At 72.1% G+C, this 20,548-nt stretch carries 16 protein-coding genes; 6 read left to right on the forward strand and 10 right to left on the reverse strand.

What is annotated here, in order from left to right; genetic code table 11:
• Nucleotides 1–240: 240 nt before the first annotated feature.
• Nucleotides 241–1,053 carry a TetR family transcriptional regulator gene (locus P3T37_RS23820; RefSeq protein ID WP_280725848.1) on the forward strand — a complete coding sequence of 271 codons (813 nt, stop codon included), beginning with the start codon at nt 241–243 and terminating at the stop codon, nt 1,051–1,053.
• A 92-nt stretch (nt 1,054–1,145) separates the two neighbouring features.
• On the opposite strand, the gene P3T37_RS23825 is transcribed toward P3T37_RS23820, so the two are convergent.
• Entirely contained in the window at nt 1,146–2,471 is a 1,326-nt protein-coding gene (locus P3T37_RS23825) for a GNAT family N-acetyltransferase (RefSeq protein WP_280725849.1), read from the reverse strand.
• A gap of 118 nt (nt 2,472–2,589) precedes the next feature.
• On the opposite strand from P3T37_RS23825, the gene P3T37_RS23830 reads away from it, so the two are divergent.
• Complete coding sequence (locus tag P3T37_RS23830; protein ID WP_280725850.1) at nt 2,590–3,012, forward strand: hypothetical protein; 423 nt, start codon at nt 2,590–2,592, stop codon at nt 3,010–3,012.
• Between the two features lie 45 nt (nt 3,013–3,057).
• Here P3T37_RS23830 and P3T37_RS23835 read toward each other — a convergent pair whose 3' ends face one another.
• The gene (locus P3T37_RS23835; protein WP_280725851.1) at nt 3,058–3,504 is read right to left on the reverse strand and encodes a DUF1772 domain-containing protein; all 447 of its coding nucleotides are present in this window, start codon (nt 3,502–3,504) and stop codon (nt 3,058–3,060) included.
• Between the two features lie 91 nt (nt 3,505–3,595).
• Here P3T37_RS23835 and P3T37_RS23840 point away from each other — a divergent pair, with 91 nt between their 5' ends.
• Complete coding sequence (locus P3T37_RS23840; RefSeq protein WP_280725853.1) at nt 3,596–4,174, forward strand: TetR/AcrR family transcriptional regulator; 579 nt, start codon at nt 3,596–3,598, stop codon at nt 4,172–4,174.
• Nucleotides 4,175–4,329: 155 nt separating this feature from the next.
• Nucleotides 4,330–4,845 (forward strand): NUDIX domain-containing protein, encoded by a 516-nt coding sequence (locus P3T37_RS23845; RefSeq protein WP_280725854.1) that lies wholly within the window; start codon nt 4,330–4,332, stop codon nt 4,843–4,845.
• Nucleotides 4,846–5,016: 171 nt separating this feature from the next.
• On the opposite strand, the gene P3T37_RS23850 is transcribed toward P3T37_RS23845, so the two are convergent.
• From P3T37_RS23850 to P3T37_RS23875, 6 genes are all read right to left on the reverse strand, one after another.
• The gene (locus P3T37_RS23850; protein WP_280725855.1) at nt 5,017–6,291 is read right to left on the reverse strand and encodes a C40 family peptidase; all 1,275 of its coding nucleotides are present in this window, start codon (nt 6,289–6,291) and stop codon (nt 5,017–5,019) included.
• 139 nt (nt 6,292–6,430) lie between these two features.
• Nucleotides 6,431–7,366 (reverse strand): hypothetical protein, encoded by a 936-nt coding sequence (locus P3T37_RS23855; RefSeq protein WP_280725856.1) that lies wholly within the window; start codon nt 7,364–7,366, stop codon nt 6,431–6,433.
• A 50-nt stretch (nt 7,367–7,416) separates the two neighbouring features.
• Nucleotides 7,417–9,186, reverse strand: a complete 1,770-nt coding sequence (locus tag P3T37_RS23860) for a threonine/serine exporter family protein (protein ID WP_280725857.1) — start codon at nt 9,184–9,186, stop codon at nt 7,417–7,419.
• 219 nt (nt 9,187–9,405) lie between these two features.
• Nucleotides 9,406–10,044, reverse strand: a complete 639-nt coding sequence (locus P3T37_RS23865; protein ID WP_280725858.1) for a VTT domain-containing protein — start codon at nt 10,042–10,044, stop codon at nt 9,406–9,408.
• A gap of 101 nt (nt 10,045–10,145) precedes the next feature.
• Nucleotides 10,146–12,533 carry a hypothetical protein gene (locus P3T37_RS23870; protein WP_280725859.1) on the reverse strand — a complete coding sequence of 796 codons (2,388 nt, stop codon included), beginning with the start codon at nt 12,531–12,533 and terminating at the stop codon, nt 10,146–10,148.
• On the reverse strand, nt 12,530–14,476 hold the full coding sequence (locus P3T37_RS23875) for an ATP-binding protein (protein ID WP_280725860.1): 1,947 nt from the start codon (nt 14,474–14,476) through the stop codon (nt 12,530–12,532). Before P3T37_RS23875 ends, P3T37_RS23870 begins: the two co-directional genes overlap by 4 nt.
• A 274-nt stretch (nt 14,477–14,750) precedes the next feature.
• Between P3T37_RS23875 and P3T37_RS23880 the strand changes: the two genes are divergently transcribed.
• A complete protein-coding gene (locus P3T37_RS23880; RefSeq protein ID WP_280725861.1) occupies nt 14,751–15,068 on the forward strand; it encodes a hypothetical protein in 318 nt (105 codons plus the stop codon).
• Here the strand turns inward: P3T37_RS23880 and P3T37_RS23885 are convergent.
• On the reverse strand, nt 15,047–16,609 hold the full coding sequence (locus P3T37_RS23885; protein ID WP_280725862.1) for an MFS transporter: 1,563 nt from the start codon (nt 16,607–16,609) through the stop codon (nt 15,047–15,049). The genes P3T37_RS23880 and P3T37_RS23885 overlap by 22 nt on opposite strands.
• 115 nt (nt 16,610–16,724) lie before the next feature.
• Between P3T37_RS23885 and P3T37_RS23890 the strand changes: the two genes are divergently transcribed.
• Nucleotides 16,725–17,711 (forward strand): AsnC family transcriptional regulator, encoded by a 987-nt coding sequence (locus P3T37_RS23890; protein ID WP_280725863.1) that lies wholly within the window; start codon nt 16,725–16,727, stop codon nt 17,709–17,711.
• An 81-nt stretch (nt 17,712–17,792) separates the two neighbouring features.
• Here the strand turns inward: P3T37_RS23890 and P3T37_RS23895 are convergent, their stop codons facing one another.
• Nucleotides 17,793–20,540, reverse strand: a complete 2,748-nt coding sequence (locus tag P3T37_RS23895) for a PKD domain-containing protein (protein ID WP_280725864.1) — start codon at nt 20,538–20,540, stop codon at nt 17,793–17,795.
• Nucleotides 20,541–20,548 lie beyond the last annotated feature (8 nt).

The following is a 20,548-nucleotide window of genomic DNA, read 5'->3' on the forward strand; positions in this document are numbered from 1 at the left end:
CAGCAACGAAACCCCCCGCCCCGGCGCCCCTGGCCCCGGCGGCCGGCCCACCGACGACCAGCTGCCCACACCGCCCTCACACCCCCCGCGGCAGCCCGAGGTCCGCGGCGGCCGGGCGCTGCCCAAGACCGACAAGAGCGAGCAGATCCGCGCCCTGATCCTGGACACCGCCACAATGCGAACCCTCGGAACGGCCTTGACGACTTCCAGGCAGGGCGAGCTTTCAGGAGTCGTGAGCGCATGACCGACACCCCGGCAAGCTCAGCCAACGTGGATGAGCCCAGCAACAGCGCCAGCGGAAGCCCCAGTACAGGCGAGCAGCCCCCGACGCCCCCGCAACTTCCTGGAGGGCGGGCGCTCCCGAAGACCGACAAGAGCGAGCAGACCCGCGCCCTGATCCTGGACACCGCAATGCGCCTGTTCAAGGAGCGCGGCTACGACAAGACCACCATGCGCGCCATCGCCGCCGAGGCCGGTGTCTCAGTCGGCAATGCATATTACTATTTTGCGTCGAAAGAATTCTTGATTCAAGGATTCTACGACCAAATGACTTACGAGCATGCGGCCGATGCCAGAAATCGAATGGCGGGCAAAAAAGACTTTTCGGAACGTCTCGAGATTGCTCTCACCTCCTGGATCGACTGCGCGGCGGAGTATCACGGATTCGCGTCCCAGTTCTTCCGTACGGCAGCCGACCCGACAAGCTCGCTCAGCCCGTTCTCGAACGAGTCCCACCCCGCCCGGGCCAAGTCAGTCGAGTTGTTCCACGAGGTACTGACAGGCTCAGAGCTCGCCCCCAAGCTGGACAGCGAACTTGCTGACTTGCTACCGGAGTTGCTCTGGCTCCACCTCATGATTGTGGTCCTGTACTGGGTGTTCGACCGGACACCGGACACCGAGCGGACCCGGGAGTTCGTCCGACGGTCCACGCCGCTGGCCGGACGAGTCATCAACCTGTCGCGCTACCGGGTGTTCCGCCCGATCGTGCGGGATGCCAAGGGGCTGATCCACGACTTCATACTCCCGACCATCGGGCGCACCCAGAGTCGGTAGGACCGTATGGTGGAACGCTGCCTGATCAGCTCAACAGGCAGCGTTCCACCGAAACGCGTACTACCACCACTGCTGGATGACCACCGACCCGGTCAGAAGCTGTCGGGGTTCCACGCCTTCAGCGGCGTGCACAGCATCAGGTCGAGCGCGGCAGCTGCGCCGGGCCGCCGCTCGGTGACGAGCGACGCCGCCGCGAGCCGGGCGGCCGACTCGGCGCCGAGGTAGAGCGTGCCGAGTGCGGACGCGGACAGGGCGAGGTCCGCGTCCTCGGTGGTCGGGACCGCGCGCCCGGTGCCGTCGGCGTCGGTCTCCAGTGCCCAGCGGCCCGCGGCGTATCCGTCCCGGTCGGCGACGTCCAGGACGACCCGCCCGGCGCTCGCGTACGTCCGGGCGCCGAAGGCCGCCGGGACGTCGAGGACCCGCAGCCACATGAGGTCGAAGTTCTCCTCGTACGGGACGGCCGCACGCGGGTTGCCCAGCAGCAGCGGCAGCGGGTCGTCCGGTCCGATGTTCTGGACGATCACCCGGCGGACCCAGTCGACCGAGAAGACGTACCGCCAGAGCGTGTTGGCGGTCGGCTGGTCGATGGCCAGGAAGTCCTTCACGGTCAGCGGGCAGTTCGGGTTGCTGTGGTCCCAGACGTCCTCGACCGCATAGACGACCAGACCGGTGACCGTGCCCTCAGCGGTGCGGTGGACGAGCGCGAACGGCTCCTTCCAGTCGGAGCCCGGCGGGGTGATCTCGCCGTTGGCGACCTTCCAGAAGGACTCGTCACGGGCGATGGCACCCGGGTGGGTACGTCGCCACCGCTCGTGGAACTCGGGCCCGAGCTTGCCCAGTTCGGTCATGCTGATCAGTTCCAGTCGGCCGCCGGCCGCCTCCGGCAGGTCCGCGCGCAGACCGCCTGAGCGGGCGATGTCGATCTCCCAGCCGTGCTGCCGGGTCGCCGGGCCGAAGCCGTACCGGCCGTAGATGCCGTACTCGGCGGCGACCAGGATCGCGACGGCCTCGCCGCGCTCGCGCGAGGCGTCGAGGTCCTGGCGCATCATCGTGGTGAGCAGGCCGCGCCGGCGGTGCGTCTGGGTCGTGGTGACCCCGGTGATCGCCGAGACCGGCAGCAACGCACCGCCGGGAAGCGTCAGTTCGGTGGGGAAGCTGCGGTAGGTGGCGACACAGCGGTCACCGTCGAACGCGCCGAGCGTCCGTCCGGGGAAGAGCCGCAGCCGACGGAACTCCACTGCCACCGGCACGCCGGGCCGCATGAACCCGGTGCTGACCGCCGCGCCCCAGGCACCCAGGTCCGCCTCCCCGACGGCCCGGATCTCGACGCCGTCGACCGATCCGGCGCCGACCCCCGCCGCGTCCGCAGTGGCGTGCCCCGGCGTCGTTTCTCCGCTGCGCGGCATTTGGGTGCTCATCCGGCCACCGTACGACGACCGGACAAATCCGGCACCCGATTTTCCCCTTGGCCACCGTCCGGTCGCCCGATCGAAAGGCGGGTGCGCTTCCACCCGGACGCATGCCATCCTCGGGGCCGTGCCAGCCAGAAACCGCCGCCTGCCGCGTGATCAGTCGTGGCCGCTCACCACAACCGACATCCGCACCGTCCTGGGTGTACCGGAGGCGGGCGTCTACTCCCTGAGTTTCCACGAGCGCCCCATGGACGACGGGACTCTGCTGACGGTCATTTGGAACCCGCCGATCTCCTCCAACTACAGTTTCGCCGGCAGCCACTCCAGCCCGCCGCGCAGCGTGGGAATCGGCATCGTCCCGCTCCCGGCCACCGATCGGGCCGAGGCCCGGAACGCCCTCCGGCAGCACGCCCTCCCCGAACTCGCCGCCTGGATCGACGCCGTCCGGCATGCCCCCGAGACCTGGACCCTGACCCAACGCCGCCGCAGCTGGCGCCTCGCCGGCAACTCCACGGCCTACCGCGACGACTGGCAGCCGTACCAGTGACCCCCCGCCACTGCTGCCAAGCAAAGCCGAGGGCGGTGTGGCGGCTCAGGCGAGGGCGGCGGCCAGCAGGGTGAAGGCGGCGATGATGACGGCGACGCGGGCGTAGTGGAAGCGGTCCCAGCGGTTCTCCTGCTCCTTCCAGTCCTCGGGCCGGTTCTCGGCGGTCCACGTCTTGCTCCGGTTGTTGATCGGGACGAGCAGCAGGAGCGACATGATCACGCTGAGGATCAGCAGCGCGGCGGCGATGACGACCAGGCCTGCGCCGTGGCGGTGCCATCCGGCGACGGCCCAGATCGCGCTCAGGACGAGCGAGCCGATGTACCAGACCGGCATCACGGCGCCGAGCATCCGGCCCCCGTGGGCGCGGCCGAGCACGCGGCTGTCGTCGGGGAGTGCGCTGAGGATCGGGTTGATGACGAAGGCGACGGAGAACTCCACCCCCGCCATCACTCCGACGACGACGGTGGTGACGACCTTGAGTGCCTCGAGCATGATGACCCCTCCACTGATCTAGCGCTGCTAGGTGATGAGGCAACGCTAGTACTACTGCCGCTCGTCTGTCTAGCGGTGCTAGGATCGAATCATGTCGGTACAGGAACGCAAGGAACGCGAACGGGCGAGCCGCGAGCGCCTCATCGTGGCGACGGCCCGCGAACTCGCCGAGCAGCAGGGCTGGGACGCGGTCACCACCCGTCGGCTCGCCGAGCGCATCGAGTACAGCCAGCCCGTCCTCTACAGCCACTTCCGCGGCAAGCGCGAGATCATCGGCGCCGTCGCCCTGGAGGGTGCCTCCGAGATGGCCGCAGCGCTGCGGGCCGCGACCACCGGCGCGGACGGCCCCCGCACCCGGGTCACCGCCCTCGCCCGCACCTACCTCGACTTCGCCGAACGCAACCCGGCGGTCTACGACGCCATGTTCCAGCTCGACGGCGGCCTGGCCTTCGCGGCCGAGGACACCCCGGAACCGCTGAAGGACGGCTTCGCCGCCCTGTTGGAAAGCCTCGGCGAGGTCGCCGGGGACGGCGTCCACCCGGGACTGTTCACCGAGGTGTTCTGGGCGGCCCTGCACGGCCTGGCCACCCTGACCCGGGCCGGACGACTGCCGCCGCCGGAAGCCGAGCAGCGGCTGGAGCTGCTGGTGGACCGGCTCGCGGTCCTCTGACACACCGTTGTAGGGACTCGTAGTGATCATCGTTCGACATCGGCGTGAGCTGGGCTGTTGTCGGCGGTCTCGCTGATGTTGCGCGGGTTCTGGCCCATCTTCTTTGCGCATTCTTCGGGGAGGACCTGTCAGTGCCGTCTGGCATCGTGTGCGCCGTGGCCGAACTGGTGGAACGCGTTGACGAGGAAGATCACGTACTGGCAGTCGTGGAGCGGAGCGAGGCGATCCGCCAACGGTGGCTGCATCGCGTCGCGACGACCGTCTGCCGCGACTCGGAGGGCCGGATCCTGGTCCATCGACGTCCCGACGACGACTCCCGCTTTCCCGGCCAGTACAACTGGCTGCTGGGCGGCGCCGTCAACGTGGGTGAGACATACGAGGCCGCAGCGGCCCGGGAACTCGCCGAGGAGATCGGTGTCCGCGCCTCCGCACGGCTCGTCTTCAAGTACCTCTGCCGCGGAGTGATCAGCCCCTACTGGCTGGGCGTGCACGAGGCCACCATCACCCAGCCGATCACGCCGGATGCCTCGGAGGTCGCCTGGCACGCCTGGCTCACCGAAGCCGAACTCCGGGACGCGATCCGCAGCCCGTCCTTCGTCCCCGACGCCCAGGAAGCCTTCACCCGGTACCAGGCCCTGACCGGCTCGCCGGAACTCCCCCGCGTCGAGTGACCTTCCGTCCAGGAGACCGCTACCGTCAGAAAGGCGCTCCACGAGCGCACTCGACCTCATCGCTGCCGCCAGCGCAGTTGTCTCATCGGTTCTTCGCCCCGCGCAAAGTAGGCGAAGAAGCGATGAGAAAGCGCAGAGTGCGATGAGTCCCTACAACCGTCCGGGCAGGCGCTACGGGCGGGCGTAGAAGTCGGGGCGGCCCATGATCCAGAGGCTGGCCTGTTTGATGGCCATGCCTGGGCGGGGGGCTTCGATCATCTGGTCGTCGCCGAGGTAGATGGCGACGTGGTAGATGTCGGCAGCGCGGCCGGTGTGGGTCCAGAAGATGAGGTCGCCGGGGCGGAGTCGGGGGTAGTCGACGGGGGTGGACTCGGCGTACTGGTCGGCGGCGAAGTGGGTGAGGTGCTTGCCGCCCTGCTGCCAGGCGAGCATGGTCAGGCCGGAGCAGTCATAGCCGTCCGGGCCCTCGCCGCCCCAGATGTAGGGCAGGCCGATCTTGGAGCGGGCGAAGTCGATGGCGGCGGCCGCGGCCGGTTCCGACCCGACGGCGTCGTGGGCGGACTCGGCGGGGGCGGGGTGGCGGGCGGCGTCGGCCGCGGCATGGGCGGCGGCTGCGGCCTGGGCGGCCTGCTCGGCCTGGCGGGCGGCGAGGGCCTCCAGGGCCTCCAGGCGTTGGCGCTCCAGGTCCACCGTGGTGTTGCGGGCGGTGGCGAGTTCGCCGAGCAGGCGTTCGCGCTGCTTGCCGAGTTCGGTGACCAGGACCTGCTGGGCCGTCAGCCGGGACTGCGCCTGCGACTTGGCCCGTTCGACCGTCTCGGCCGCGCGCGCGGCCTGGTCGGCGGCGGCGTTCGCGGCGCGGGTGGCCTGGGTCGCGGCGGCGGCGGTGGAGGTCGCCGCGTCCAGGATCCGGCGGGTGTCGGCACCCGCCGCGCCGACTGCGACCGCCTGGTCGGTGACGGCGCGCGGGCCGCTGGCGCCGAGCAGGGCGTTGATGGCGGCGAGTTCGGGGGTGCTGCCGGCCCGGTAGGTGGCTGCGGCGAGGGCGGCGGCGTCATCGGCGGCGGCGGCCCGGGCGGCCTGTGCCTCGGCGCAGCGGCGGGCCGCGTCGGCGGCGTCGGTCCGGGCCTTGGCGAGGCGGACCTGCGCGCCGTCGTAGGCCTCGACGGCCTGCTCGGCGAGCCGGCCGGCCTGGTCGAGTTCGGCCTGTGCGCCGGCGAGCTGCGTCTCGGCGGCGGTGGCCGCCGCGGACCTGCGGTCGGCGTCCGCCTTCGCGCGGTCGATCGTGTCGGTCGATGGATAGGTCCCGTCGGCTGGGTCGTCCACGGGAAGGGCGGCGTGCGGCATGCGGCTCGGAACGGGCCCGGCGACGGCCGTGGCGGGTCCCAGGGCGGGCCCGACCAGGGTGGTCAGCACCAGGAGGAGAGCGGGAAGGAGCCTGCGTGCCACGAGAGATGCCTCTCCGTCTGACGATCAGCCAAATATCCCATGACGTGACAATTCAGTCACTCGACGTAATATTCTCAAACATGACGATCCGTCAATGCCAACCCCATGCCGCCGAGCGGGTGAGATTGGGGACAGGACGTCAGGGCAGCCTGCGCGGCGCCCGGGTCCCGTACGGGCGGGCCCGGCCGGCCTGGACGGTGCGGCGGCGGTGCTCGGGGCCGCGTTCGGCGGCGCCGGCCGTACGGGCGTCGAGGTGGGCGGTGGCGCGGGCCGCCATCCGTTCGGCGACCCGGTGGGTCGCGGCGTGGTGCGCCGGGACCTTGTCGGGAGCCCCGGCGATGAGGTCGAAGACCCACCTGCGGACCAGGTCCGCGCGCCGGTGCAGCAGCCGTTCACGGCGCAGCGCGCGGGCCCGGCGGCGCGGCCGGTCCGCGTACCGCCAGCGCGCCCAGGGGCTGGAGGGCCGGGCGAGGCGGACGGCGCCGAGCCAGGAGAGGCCGGGCACCATGATGCCGAGCAGCCCGGTCCAGAGCTTGCCCTTCACCAGCGCGACGATCGACATCACCGCGTTGACCGCGATCAGCGCGAACGGGCCCCAGCGGCCGAACCAGTCCGAGGACGACTGCCCGGGCACCACGCCGAGCGGGACGTAGCCGGTCAGCAGCAGCGCGGTCACCAGGATGCCGAGGATCACCGCGTCCACCGACTTGCGGCCCTGCTCACTCCAGTAGACGTCCTCCAGGTGCAGGATCAGCGCGAACTCGTCGAGCACCAGCCCGCAGCCCACCCCGAAGAGCAGCCCGAACCAGTCGATCCAGGGGTGCCCGCCGCTGGTCGCGAAGACGCCGATGCCGGCCACCAGCAGGCAGCCGACGCCGAAGACCATGTGGTGGATGTGCAGGCCGCCGGGCGTGAAGTTTCCCGGCCACCAGCGGACCTGGGCCCGGATCAGCCGCACGCTGACCCGGATCAGGACGAAGGAGCTGATGAACCCGACCAGCAGGAGGAACAGCGGCTGCTTGTGCGGCACCACGATGTGGTCGCGGTAGCTCTCCACCAGGTCGGGAAGGTGCATGGGCGGTACGTCCTCGCGTTGGTACGGCAGACACAGGCTCTAACGTCCGGTCAGAAGCCCCGGGTACGTTTCGCCGCACGGCGGGGCGCGGCGAGGTAGGGCGCGAGGCGGCCCTCCGTGCCGAGGCCGGGGACCTTCATGAAGAGCCGGGCCACCTCGCCTCCGAGGTTCACCCCGATCGCCAGCGCCATGGCCAGCGCCGCCGCCCGGCTGATCGAGACCAGTCCGGCCGAGGAGTGGCCCTGGGCGAAGGCGAGCATCCCGAGGTAGAGCGCCGAACCGGGCATCAGCGGGCCGAGGGCGGCGGTCATGTACGGCAGCGCGGAGGCCGAGCGGTAGCGGGCCATCAGCTGGCCGAAGAGGCCGACCACTCCGGCCGCTATCCCGGTGGCCAGGATCGGCGAGACGTGGGCGTTGTAGACCAGCACGCCGTAGACGGACCAGCCGATGCCGCTGTTCAGGGTGACCATCGGCAGGGTGCGGCGGTCGGTCTGCAGCAGCATCGCGAAGGCCAGCGTGAGGAACATCGCGGCGAGCAGCTGGATCGGCGGGTTGTAGTACCCGATCAGCGACTCGTCGGGTCTGAGGTGGGCGTCGAAGCTGACCCCGACGTAGAGGATCAGCATCACGCCGATCACGATGCCCGCCACCAGGTAGACGACTTCCAGCAGCCGGGCGGCGGCGGTGATGTAGAAGCCGGTCAGACCGTCCTGGACGGCCGCGACCAGCGCGCGTCCCGGCAGCAGCGCGAACAGGCCACCGGTGATCGCCACCGAGCCGCGCAGTCCGGCCTCGTGCAGCGAGAGGACGATGCCGGTGGCGGCGGCGGGCATCGCGGCGAGCACGAACTGGTAGAACTCCGGCAGTCCGCGGCTGGCCACCAGGGAGGCCAGCCGGTCGCCGATGACGGCGCCGATGAAGGCGTTGACGAAGACCAGCCAGGCCTTGGCGTCGATCTGACCGCCGACCAGGAAAGTGGCCGCGCCGGCCAGCAGTCCGGTGGTCAGCGAGATCAGCCAGACCGGGTAGGGGTGGCGGTTGCGGCGGATCACGGCGAGCCGGCGGTAGGCGTCGTTGACCGTGATCTTCTCGGCCGTGATGTCGGCGACCAGCCGGTAGACCGCGGCCAGCCGGGTGTAGTCGGAGGTGCGGCGGCGGACCACCCGGGCCGCCGTGACCGGCGGCTCGACCAGCGACGGCTGGTAGGAGATCGAGATCAGCGTGAAGGTGACCTGCGGCTCGCAGCGGTCCAGGTCGTAGGCGTGCGTGACGCCGAGCATGGCCGCCTCGGCGTCCTCGGCGCTCTCGCCGCTGGCGAGCAGCAGCTCGCCGATCCGCAGGGTGAGGTCGAGGATCCGCGGGACGTTCCGGGCGGTGGCCTCGGGCTTCGGCTCGCGCGGGGTGCGTTCGAAGGCGGGGCGCTCGGACATCGGGGTGCGCAGCAGGGTGCGCATCCGGTCCGGCCAGGGGCCGGCGCCCGGGGCACCGGCGCGCAGGCTGGGGACGGCCAGGCCGGTCGGCGGGCTGTAGCCGACGGCGCGCCAGACCTCGGGGGTGAGCGTGTCGTCGGAGCCGGCGCCGAGCAGGTCGAGCCGCTCGGTGGTCTCGGCCGGGTGCCCGAGCAGGCCGGCGGTCTCCACCGGCGGCGGCGCGAACGGGATGACCGGGACCTGGTCGGCGGGCGGGACGGGGTGGCCGAGCAGGCCCTCGGTGGGCGGCGCGTCGGCGGGCAGCACGGGGGTGGGCGCGGACTCGGACTCGGGCTCAGGCGCCTCGGTGGGGACGGGAAGTGGGACGGCCTGGACCGGGTCGTCGGCCACTTCGGGTGTATCGCTTCCGCTGCCGCCCGGTCGGCCCCGCTTAGGCACTGCCGCTCCTCACCACCCAAGGGTGGACCCGCCACCGCTCATGATCTTCGCCTCCACCTTGCCTGACGGCGACCGCGGACGCACATGTACGGGTCGGCCGAGGCCGGCGGCGAAAATCGACCGGACGGACTGTCCGGAGAGCAGACAATACGGCTGCCGAGCCCGACCGCGTCACCCGGCACGACTGGAGGCCGCCCGGCGGGCGCGCAGCAGCTCGAAGGCGACCGGCAGCACCGACACCAGCACGATCGCCACCAGGATCAGATCGATGTGGTCGCGGACGAACGCCACCTGGCCCAGGAAGTACCCGAGCACCGTCACCCCGCCGCCCCACAGCAGGCCGCCGGCCGCGTTGAAGATCAGGAAGGTCCGGTAGTTCATCCGGCTGACCCCGGCGACGATCGGCAGAAACGTCCGCACGATCGGCACGAAGCGGGCCAGCACGATGGCCTTCGGACCGTGCCGCTCGAAGAACGCGCTCGCCTTCTCGACGTTCTCCTGCCGGAACAACCGCGCGTCCCCGCGCCGGAACAGGCCGGGCCCGACCCGCCGCCCGAAGAGGTAGCCGACCTGGTCCCCGGCGATCGCGGCGGCGACCACCAGCAGGCAGACCAGCCAGAGCGGCTGGGTGAGGTACTGGCCGTGGGCCACCAGCAGGCCGGTGGTGAAGAGCAGCGAGTCGCCGGGCAGGAAGAACCCGATCAGCAGACCCGACTCGGCGAACACGACGGCCAGGATGCCGAGCAGTCCGAAGCCGGAGATCAGCGTGGTCGGATCGAGCCAGGACGGGCCGAGGGCGAGGGTGGTCACGGTGGGCGCGCTCCGGGGTGGTCTCGGGCCTCGCGGCAGCACCTCGCACGCCAAGGCTTGACCATGTGATGGTAAAGCATTGGCAAAGCACCGGTCGCGGGTCAGAGGCCGTAGCGGTCGACGACCTCCTCGTGCCGGGCCGGGTCCGCGCCCGCCGCCTTGGCCAGCTCCAGCCAGGACAGCGGGTGCTCCCACGGCCCGGTCAGCTTGTGCAGCAGCGCGTCCGCCTCGGCGGCGGAGGCGGTCGGCGGAACGCCGAGGGCCGCGTAGATCCCGGGCAGCTCGCCGTCCTCCTCGGAGGAGTCGGGGTCGGTGATCATGTACTGGCTGCCGCTGTACGCCCAGACTCCGTACCCGGCCTCGCTCAGCGCGGCGCGGAAGGCGCCCCAGGCCTCCGAGCCGGGCCAGCCGCCGTCCAACCAGTACGTGGTGTACCCGGCCGGGTCGAGCAGGGTGAGCAGCTCGAAGGTCGGCCGCCAGCGCTCCTGCTCCTCCTGCGGCGCGTCCTCGGCCGGCGGGTGCTCCAGGAGGGCGGGGGCGAAGACCACCACGTCCCGGTGGTTGAGCGGGACGTCCTCGCCCAGCACCGGCAGCAGCCGTGCGGTGGCCGGGCCGGTGCGGACGGCGGGGAGATCGGTGTTCGCGCCGTTGGTGCGCCGTGCCCGCACGGTGACGAGCTGCCACTCCTCCTCGACCGGGCCGTCGGGCTGGTCGAACTCGATGCCCAGCCGGGCCCCGGCGGCGCGCACCGCCTGCCAGTCGCGGTTGGCGGTGGCGGCGGTCAGCAGGTGCCAGAGGTCGGACTCCTGAACCGTCCGGTACTGCTGATCGGGCGGGGTGCCGTCGGTCGGCAGCGCGTGCTCCAGCAGCTCCTCGAAGAACCGCTGGGCGGCGACGTGGTCGCCGAGCTCGGTGGCGGCGGCCGCACCCAGCCGGCGCGGGTTGATCCGGTCCGGCTCCAGGGCGAGCAGCGCCTCGCACTGCTCGACGGCCTCCGCCCAGCGGCTCTGAGCGATTGCCCAGCGGGCCCGGATCCAGTGCGCGTCGCCCGGGCTGCGCTCGGCCAGCAGGTCGGCCAGGCGGCGGATGCCCTCGTCGTCGCGGGCCTCGATCAGCACCGAGCCGAGCATGCCGGTCAGCTGCTGGTGGCCCGGGTCCTGCTCCAGGCGGGCCCAGAGCAGCTCGGCCGAGGCGTGCTCGTGGCCGAGCGAGGCGAGCAGCCCGGCCAGGTGCAGCAGCAGGTCGGTGGCCGGGGCCGGGTCGGCGGCGGGCTCTCGCCCGACCACCGCCCAGGCGGCGGTCAGCAGGTCCGCGTCGCCCTCCGGGTCCTGCTCGGCCGTCTCGGGACGGGCGGCCAGCCAGTCGGCCAGCTCACCGGCCGGCACCGGCAGTTCGGGGGTGCCCAGCGCCAGCGCGGCGCTGCGCAGCTCGGCGAGCTGCTCGGCCACACCGTCCGTGCGGCGCAGCCCGGTGAGCTTGCGCTCGCCGGTGGCGACCAGCGCGAGCGCCACCGCACCGGCACCCCGAAGGACCGCCAACCGGCCGGCCACCAGCGCCAGTTCGAGGCACGGGCGGTGCGAACCCGCGGCGTCCAGGTAGGAGACCCAGCCGGCCAGCCGGACACCGAGGCGGACGTCGTTGGGGTACCGGTCGGCGGCGACCAGGCGCTCCACCGCGTCGGCCCAGCGGTGCCGGACGTCCGCGAAGGCGTCGGCCTCCTCGGCCGGCGGCAGCTGCTCCAGCGCCTGGTCCCAGCGGCCGAGCGCGGCCAGCGCGCGGGCTCGGTGGACGCCGAGCTTGCGGCGGTCGTCGTCGTCCAGGACGTTGCGGGCGGCGACGTACGCCTGCTCGGCGGTGTCCAGCGCGGTGAGCACCTCCTCGTACCGGCCGAGCCGGTACAGCGCGGAGGCGCGGCCGTGCCCGAAGGCCAGCGAGACACGCTCGCCGGCGGCCTGGATCCGGCTCTGCGCGCGGTCCAGGTGGACGAGCGCGGCTTCGGCGCGGCCGTCGTCCTCCAGCGTGTCGGCGTACTCGCGGGAGAGGCAGTCGAAGCAGGCCCGGGCCGGCTCGACGCGCTCCAGCGCCTCCTCCAGCACGGCGAGCCGCTCGGGGACGTAGCCGGGGCCGTCGATGTTGGCGTGGCAGATGGTGAAGTCCTGCACCGCGCAGACCGACTGCGGGCAGGCGGCGGTCTCCTCGCGGTGCGCGAACTCCAGCAGCGAGACCGCCTCGGCCATCGCCTGCTCACCCTGGTGGCGCTTGTTCAGCAGGTTCTGCAGCCGCCAGTGCCGCAGGAAGACCTCGGCCCAGGGCAGGCCGAGGGCGCGGGCCGAGGCCAGCGCCTCCGGGAACATCGCGTCGAGCTGGTCGTTGCGCCCGTCGACGGCGTGGCCGGCGATCTCGGCGAGAGCGGTGGCCAGCCGGTGCTGGCCGTCCTCGGCCAGCCGGGCATGCGTGTCGTGGACCCAGCCCCAGACGTCCGTGGTCATCGGCCGCCCTCCCCTCGTTCGTCCAGCCCTGGTTCGTCGCTCGCGAACAGTGTGCCGAACCCCACTGACAATGCGTCAGAAGGAGCGGTCAGCGCCGCCACCGCGGTGCCCACCCCGGCCAGGGCGGCCGCGAGGTCGCCGCCGGCCGAGCCGGCCGCCGCGGCCATGATCACCTTGAGCGAGCGCAGCAGGCCGGCCGCCGTGGCGCTGCCGGTGTGGCCCGACCGGTAGGCCGCCAGCAGGTCGCGCACCGCGGGCGAGGCGGTGTTGAGGTAGAGCCGCGCCTTGACCGTGCCGTCCGTACGGGCGGTGAAGGCGCGGGCCAGCCGCAGGGCGGCGGACGGGATCCGGGCGTCCGCCGCGTCGTCCTCGATCCTGGCCTTCAACTCGGCCTCGCGGTCGGGCACCAGCACCAGCGGCAGGCCGGGCGGATCGAACCTGGCGGGCACCAGCTGCTCGCCCTCCTCGGCCAGCGCGGCGGCGAGCCAGGCCTCCTCCTCGGCCGGCAGCGGCGTCTCCGGGTCGCGGAACAGCTCGCGATTGCCGCTCTCGGCGCCCAACTCGACGATCCGGCAGTCCCGCAGCTGCGCGTAGCGGCGCAGGAAGGGCAGCACCGCGTAGCGGTCGCCGCGCGCGATCGGGACCTGCATGGCCCGGTAGAGCATCTCCTCGAACCCGCCGCCGGAGCCGAGCGCGACGTGCACCGCGCCGTTGCCCGCGGCCCGCAGCGCACCCGCCGTCAGATCGCCCTGCGAGGTGGGGACCGGGACGTCGTCGGCGAGCAGCGTGAAGAGCCGGTCGTCGCAGAGCGCCGCGCCGAGCAGGTCCTGCCCGTGCCGGGCCAGGATCCGGCGCCAGGCGCTGGGGTACAAACGGGCTGTCTCGTACAGGCCGTTGACGATCGCGTCGGTCAACTCCTGTTGCAGCGCCCGATAGTGCTCGTCGCGCTGGAGGTCCTCGCGGCTGGCGGTCGGGGTGAGCCGGTTGGACTCGACCACACCGCCGATGAAACCGGCCCAACTCGGCAGCAGGTCACGGGCGTCGTCGGCGAGCAGCATGCCGCGCAGGTAGACGGCCAGGTCGCGGTTGTCGCTGCTGCCGTACGTGCCGCCGTCCTGCACCCAGAGCAGGCCGACGCTGTCGGCGCCCTCGTCGGCCGGGTTGAGCGGGAACGCGGTGAGCGGGGCGAAGCGGCGGCCGAAGGCGGCCGCGAAGTCCATCCGCGCCGCGTACAGACCGGTCGTCGGGACGGGCTCGCGCCAGGGCACCGGGATCGCGTTGACCGGCTTCTCGTCGTCGCCGACGTAGACCGGCACGCTCAGCAGGACGCAGTAGCGGCCCAGCACTTCGCGCAGAGCCTGCTCGTCGGCGAGGTGCGCGTGCTCGGCCTTCAGGGCCAGTTCGACGACGGTCCCCGGGGTGCGCCGCGGCGCGACCGGCTCGACGCTGTACTGCTCGCCGCCGCGGCTGCGGTAGCGGTGGCCCTGCGCGGGCTCGCGGTGCGAGGTGGTGGTGACGGTGACCTCGTCGGCCACCGAGAAGGCGGAGAGGAAGCCGAGGCCGAAGGCGCCGATCAGCTCCTCGCTGCCGGTCACCTCACGCAGCAGCCGGGTGTAGCCGGTGCCGACGGTGGCCAGGTAGGCGTGGATCTCCGGCTCGGTCAGGCCCGCCCCGGTGTCCTCGATCGCCACGCTGCGGGCTCCGGCGCGCACCCGGATCTCGGGGGTGTGGCCGGCGGCGCCGTCCGGGTCCTCCAGCCTTCTGCGGGTGTGCGAGTCGTGCGCGTTCTGCACGAGTTCGCGCAGCGCGACCAGCGGCGTGGAGTAGAGGTGCGTGGCGAGGACGCTCACCAGGCCGCCGAGGTCGACCTCGGTGGTGCGCAGGTTCGGCGGCGTGCCCGGTGTGCCGCCCGGAGTGCGGTCTGGCTCGTGACCTTCAGACATGAGGCCCCAGTCTGCCAGTACGACAAACCTGGGACCAGCGCTTTCCCCAGGTCCCCACGGACGGGGCTGCGGGCTTCCCCCGGGGGCGTGGCGCAAACCTGGGACGGCGGCCTTCTCACCCATTTGACACGATTGAGCGAATCGCCCCGAAATCCGTGGAAGTCGACCGATCCGCTGGTGGATGCTGCTGGTGCGACGTCAGACAACGGCGCGGCCGGGGCGGCCACCCCGGGAGCGCCACACTCGCAACCTCAGCAGAACTAGGGAGACCATCGTGTCCCGTACCCGTGCACTCACCGCCCTCACCGCCCTCGGTGCCTTTCTCGTCATCGGCATCGGCACCGCCCAGGCCGACAACTCCGCCGGATCCGACAACGGATCCAACAGCAGCATCGTCAGCAACTGGGGCTCCGGCAACGTGGTCGGCAGCGTGACCGGCAACGGCAACTCCTCGCAGCAGACCGCCACCGGCTCCGGCGGCAGCAACCAGAACAACACCACCGCCGTGGCCGGCAACTCGGGCGGCGTGGGCGCCGTGCAGGGCAACCTCAACTTCCGCCACACGGTGCACTACCCGCTGATCGCCTCCTGAGCCGTCACCGGCTTCTGAGAAGGGCGGGCCTGACGAGGTCCGCCCTTCGGCACACCCGCAGGAGCGGCCGGGCGGCGGACCAGCAGCAGGACGACCACCCCGCCCAGCAGACCCATCGCGCCCGCCACCAGGAAGGTCTGGCGCAGTCCGGCCGCGAACACCTCGTGCACCAGCTGCGACACCGCCGCCCGCTGCCCGGGTGCGGTGCGGGCGATCACGGCCGCCGCCCGGCCACCGGTCAGCGCGTCCGCGGTCGTCCTCGGGTCCGCGAGCGCGGTCGCCGAGGCACGCAGCGCGGCCAGCACCTTGTCCTGGAAGACGGCGCCCAGCACCGCGATCCCCAGCGCATTGCCCAGCTGGCGCGCGGTGTTGACGGCACCGGCCGCCATCCCGCCGCGCTCCGCCGGTACCGCGGCCATCGCGGTGGCCGCCAGCGAGGGCGTCGCCAGACCCACGCCGACACCGGCCAGCGCCAGGCCGGGCAGCAGCACCGTCCAGCTCGACCCCGCACCGACCATGGCCTGAAGCAGCGCGCCCGCGCCGATCAGCAGCATGCCGATCCCGATGGTCAACCGGGGCGAGGCGCCGTGCAGCAGCCGGCCGGCCGCCGCCGACACCAGGAAGGCCGCGATGCTCATCGGCAGGAACGCCAGACCGGCCGTCACCGGTCCCATCCCGCGCACCGACTGCAGCCAGAGTGAGGCGTACACCAGGTAGGAGAAGGCAGCGCCGGAGAGCAGCAGGCCGCCGAGCATGATGCCGACGAAGGACGGGCTACGGAACAGCGCCAGGTCCAGCATCGGACGGCTGCTGCGCCGCTCCACCAGGACGAACGCCAGCAGGGCGAGCGCGCCGAGCGCGAACAGGCCCAGCGTGGTGGTGGAGGTCCAGCCGTTGTCACCGACCCGGATCAGCGCGTAGGTGACCGCGCCGGCCGCCAGCGTGAAGGCGGCCATGCCGGGCACGTCGACGCCCTTGGCGTGCGGGTTGCGCGACTCGCCGACGTAGCGAAGCGTCACGAACACGGCCAGCGCGCTGACCGGCAGGTTGACGTAGAAGATCCAGCGCCAGTCCAGGTGCTGGGTGAGCAGGCCGCCCAGCACCGGGCCGGCCGCCGCCGCGGCGCCGTTCACCGCGCCCCAGACGCCGAACGCGATCCCGCGGTCCCTGCCCTGGTAGGAACTGCTCAGCAGCGCCATCGTGGTGGCGTACATGGCCGCGCCGCCGATGCCCTGAAGACCGCGGCAGGCGATCAGCACGGCCGGGCCGGTTGCCAGCCCGCAGGCCAGTGAGGCGGCGGCGAAGAGCACCAGGCCGGCCAGGTAGACCTTGCGCCGCCCGGCCAGGTCGGCCAGCGACCCGGCGCCGAGCAGCAGCGCTGCCAGGGCCAGGGCGTAGATGTCCATCACCCACTGGAGGTCGGCGAAGGAGGTGTGCAGGCTCCTGGCCATGTCCGGCAGGGCGACGGTCACGATGGTGACGTCCACCAGCAGCATGAACGCCCCCAGGCACACCGCGGTCAGCGGCAGCCACTTGCGCATCGGACTTCTCCGTTCGGTCGAGTTGGTTTCGTCCCCCTGAAGGTCGCACCGCACCGACTGACTTCTCTATCCAGGCCGCCCGCAGCGCCGGATTCCGACATAAGCTGGCCAGACGATGACAGAACTCGATGATCTCGACCACCAGCTGGTGCAGGCCCTGCTGATCGACGGGCGCGCCCCCTTCAGCCGGATCGCCGCCGTCCTGGACGTCTCGGACCAGACGGTGATCCGCCGCTACCGCCGGCTGCGCACCGCCGGGCTGATCCGGGTGGTCGGGCTGCCGGTCGGCCACCGGGTCGGGCTGCTGGAGTCCTGGCTGCGACTGCAGTGCACCCCGGACGCCGCCGTGGCCGTCGCGGACGCGCTGGCCCGCCGCCCCGACATCGCCTGGGTCACCCTCAACTCCGGTGGCACCGAGGTCAACTGCGTCACCCGGGCGCGCACCCGGGAGGACCGCGACGCCCTGCTGCTGCACAAGCTCCCGCGCACCCAGCGGGTCACCGCGGTGACCGCGCACACCGTGCTGCGGGTCTTCGTCGGCGGCCCCTCGCGCTGGCTGGGCCTGGACCGGCTGACCCCGCAGCAGGTGACCGCCCTGGAACACGTCGGGCAGCCCGGCCACGGACAGGTCCAGCTGGACGCCACCGACCTCGCGCTCTTCGCCGCGCTGGCCAGGGACGGCCGGGTCGGCTACCCGGAGCTGGCCCGCGCCACCGGGCTCTCCGAGTCCACAGCCCGCCGCCGCCTGGAGCACCTCCACGACACCGGCGCGCTCTTCTTCGACGTCGAGATCGACCCGGCGCTGCTCGGCTTCCCCACCCAGGCCACCCTGTGGGCCACGGTCGCCCCCGCCGACCTCCCCGCCGCGGGCGCCGCGCTGGCCGCGCACCCGGGCGTCCCGTTCGCCGCCGCCGTGACCGGCTCGGCCAACCTGGTCGCCGTCGTGCTGTGCCGCGACACCGACGAGCTCTACGAGTTCCTCACCGGCAAGGTCGGCTCGCTGCCCGCGATCCAGAAGGTCGAGCTGACACCGGTGATCCGCACGGTGAAGCGCGCCGGGCTGCTGACCGACGGGCACCGGCTGGTCGACCCGGCGGAGTAGGCCGTCCCCCGGGACAGACCTGGGCCCTGTCCGGTCAGTGCCGACCGGACAGGGCCCAGGGGTTTCGGGGGTGCGTGATGCTCAGTTGTCGGTGAAGAACCCGAACAGGTCGGCGATCACGTGGGTGTTCCCGGCGAGGTTGTAGACCGCGAAGCCGCCCTTGGCGTCGAGCCCGGTGAAGACGTGGTTGGCGACCGTCTGCCCCGGCACCAGGTTGAGGTTGCTGGTCCCCGGGGTGCCCGAGCCGTCGGCGCGGACCGCGAGGTAGCTCGCCGTGTCGGGCTCGGTGGCGGTCACGTTGAGCACCGCCGCGGTGGCGTTCGCCGGGACCCCGAACGGGACGGCCGCGCTGACCGGGAGCCAGCTGCCGGGCCCGACCTTGGTACCGGCGCCGTTGCGGGTGTCCACCAGGCGGGTCGGGGCGACCGGCGTGAAGAGCCCCTTGCCCTCCGGGCTGTAGTAGCCGAAGAGGTCGGCGACCACCTGGGTGTGGCCGGCGAAGTTGTAGATCGCCACCTTGCCGTCGGCGCCGATCGGCACGATGGCCTGGTTCGGCACGGTCTGGCCCCGGGTGAAGTTGACGTTGCTGGTGCCCGGCCGGGCGGCGCCGTCCGCGTAGGCGGCGAGGTAGCCGTCGGTGTCGGGCTCGGTGGCGGTCAGGTTGAACACGGCCGCCGTCGCGTCGGCCGGCACCCCGTTCACCCCGGCCACCTGCACGGTGGTGACGGCCCCCGACCCGAGCGGCGTGCCGGAGCCGTTGCGGGTGTCGAGCAGACGGGTGGGGGCAGTGGTGGTGAACCTGTCGGCGGTGGCGGGCGCGTAGTAGCCGAAGAGGTCGACGACGACGTCCACCGAGCCGCTGTTGTTGCGGACGGAGACGTTGCCGTTCGGATCGACCGCCACGGTGGCCAGGTTGGCGACCGTCTGCCCCGGGACGAGGTTCAGGGTCGACGTGCTGGACTCCTCGGTGGGCGCCACGTCGATGTGGGTGGAGTCGCTCGCGCCGGTCGCGGTGACGTTGAGCACCACGGCGGTGGCGGAGGCGGGCACATGCGTCGCGACCAGCATCGCGCTGTTCGGAGCGAGGCGGCCGCCGGCGATGTTGCGGGTGTCCACCAGCCGGGTGGGCGCGACCGGGACGTAGCCGGCGGGCTGGAGGGCGACCTGCACGGTCTGCTGGACGGTCACCGTGTGCTCGTCCTCGTCGAGGGCGGTCAGGGTGGCGTTGTAGCTGCCGGCCTTCTGGTAGGTGTGGTCAGCGGTGGCGCCGGTGGCTGTGCTGCCGTCACCGAAGGTCCACTGGTAGCTGTCCACGGCCCAGGGACCGGTGGTCGTCGCCACGAAGTGGTAGCCGAGCGGCACGCCACCGGGAGTCACGGTCACACTCGCGGCCAGCGATCCCGGCTCGGTCACCTTGACCGGGGAAGGCGTCGACGTCACGGTCCCCGTCAGCGATCCGCCGAGCCCGTCCGTGACGGTGACGGAGGGCCGGTAGCCGCCCGTGGTGAGGTAGGTGTGGGTGACGATCGCGTCGGTCGTGACGACCGGCGCGCTGCCGTCACCGAAGTCGAAGCTGTAGGTCAGCTTGCTGTTCCAGCGGTCGGTCGCCGACGCCTGCATCGACACCACCAGCGGGGTGGGGCCCTGGTAGGGAAGGTACGGCTCCAGCAACTCCAAGCCCGCCGACGTCAGACCCAGGAACTCGGCGGCGCCGCGGTCACGGAAGCTCCCACCCGGACCGGTGTTGGCCACGTTCGGGTCGTCAACGGCCTTGTGGCCGAGCAGATCGGTGTCGAGGATGCCCGGGGCCTGCGGGTCGGCGGAGTCGATCGCCGCGGAACCGTCCTTGGCGATGAGGACGCGCGGGTAGGTGGCGGGTTCGAACTGCACGGCTTCGTCGAGGTCGTGAGCGCCCTGACCGGTGGCACTCTGCAGGGCCGCCGGCGAACTGTAGGCCGCTCCCGCCCAGTTGTAGGCGGACTGGCCGGACGCCGGGTGGACGATGTTGTAGTCCACCTTGCTCTGCGCGACGGAGTCGGCGGAGAGCGAGATCAGGTTCCCCGAGGTGCCGGACGGGCAGCTGGCCTGCGTACCGACGACGATGTTGTTCTCCACCGTGGAGCCCGTCGAGGCGCCGGTGAGGGAGACACCTCCGTAGCACTGGTAGGAGATCGTGTTGTTGGTGACGACGGTCCCGGGGGCATCGACCGCGGTGATCGCGACGCTGGGGTCGTCGATCTCGTTGGTGCTGATCACCGTGGACTGGACCCCGGCCGAGACGGCCACGTCCAGCATCCTGTTTCGGGTGATCGACACGTGGTCGCTCTGCCCGGAGACGGCCACGGTGCCCACGGCGTAGCTGTTGTCGACGGTGATCCGACTGGAGTCGAGCACCGCGACCGACGTCCCCACGTCGAAGGTGAATCCGGTGACCGTGACGTCGTGCAGGCCGTTGATGCCCAGCGCATGCGCGCCGGGCGTCATGCCGGCGCCCCGGATGGAAGCCCCGTTACTGCCGCCCGGAGCTGCACCGCCCACGAACGTGATCGGCTGGGCCGGCGTGCCCGAGTGGGTGAGGTCGACCTGCTCCGAGTAGCCGAACCTGCTCGGCGCGACCTGGACGGTCTGGCCCGGCTGGACGACCTTTGCCGCCGCCGAGATCGTGCAGTAGGGCAGCGCCTGAGTGCCGTTGCCGGCGTCGCTGCAGTTCCCGCCCGCGTTGTTGACGTACAGGGTGGTCACCGCGTCGGCGGCCGCGGGTATCGCGGGCAGGCCGAGCAGGGTGAGGGCGGTCGCGGCGGAGAGGCCGGCGACGTGGCGAAGTCTCAAGATGTGGG

The organism is Kitasatospora sp. MAA4, from assembly GCF_029893355.1.
GTDB lineage: Bacteria > Actinomycetota > Actinomycetes > Streptomycetales > Streptomycetaceae > Kitasatospora.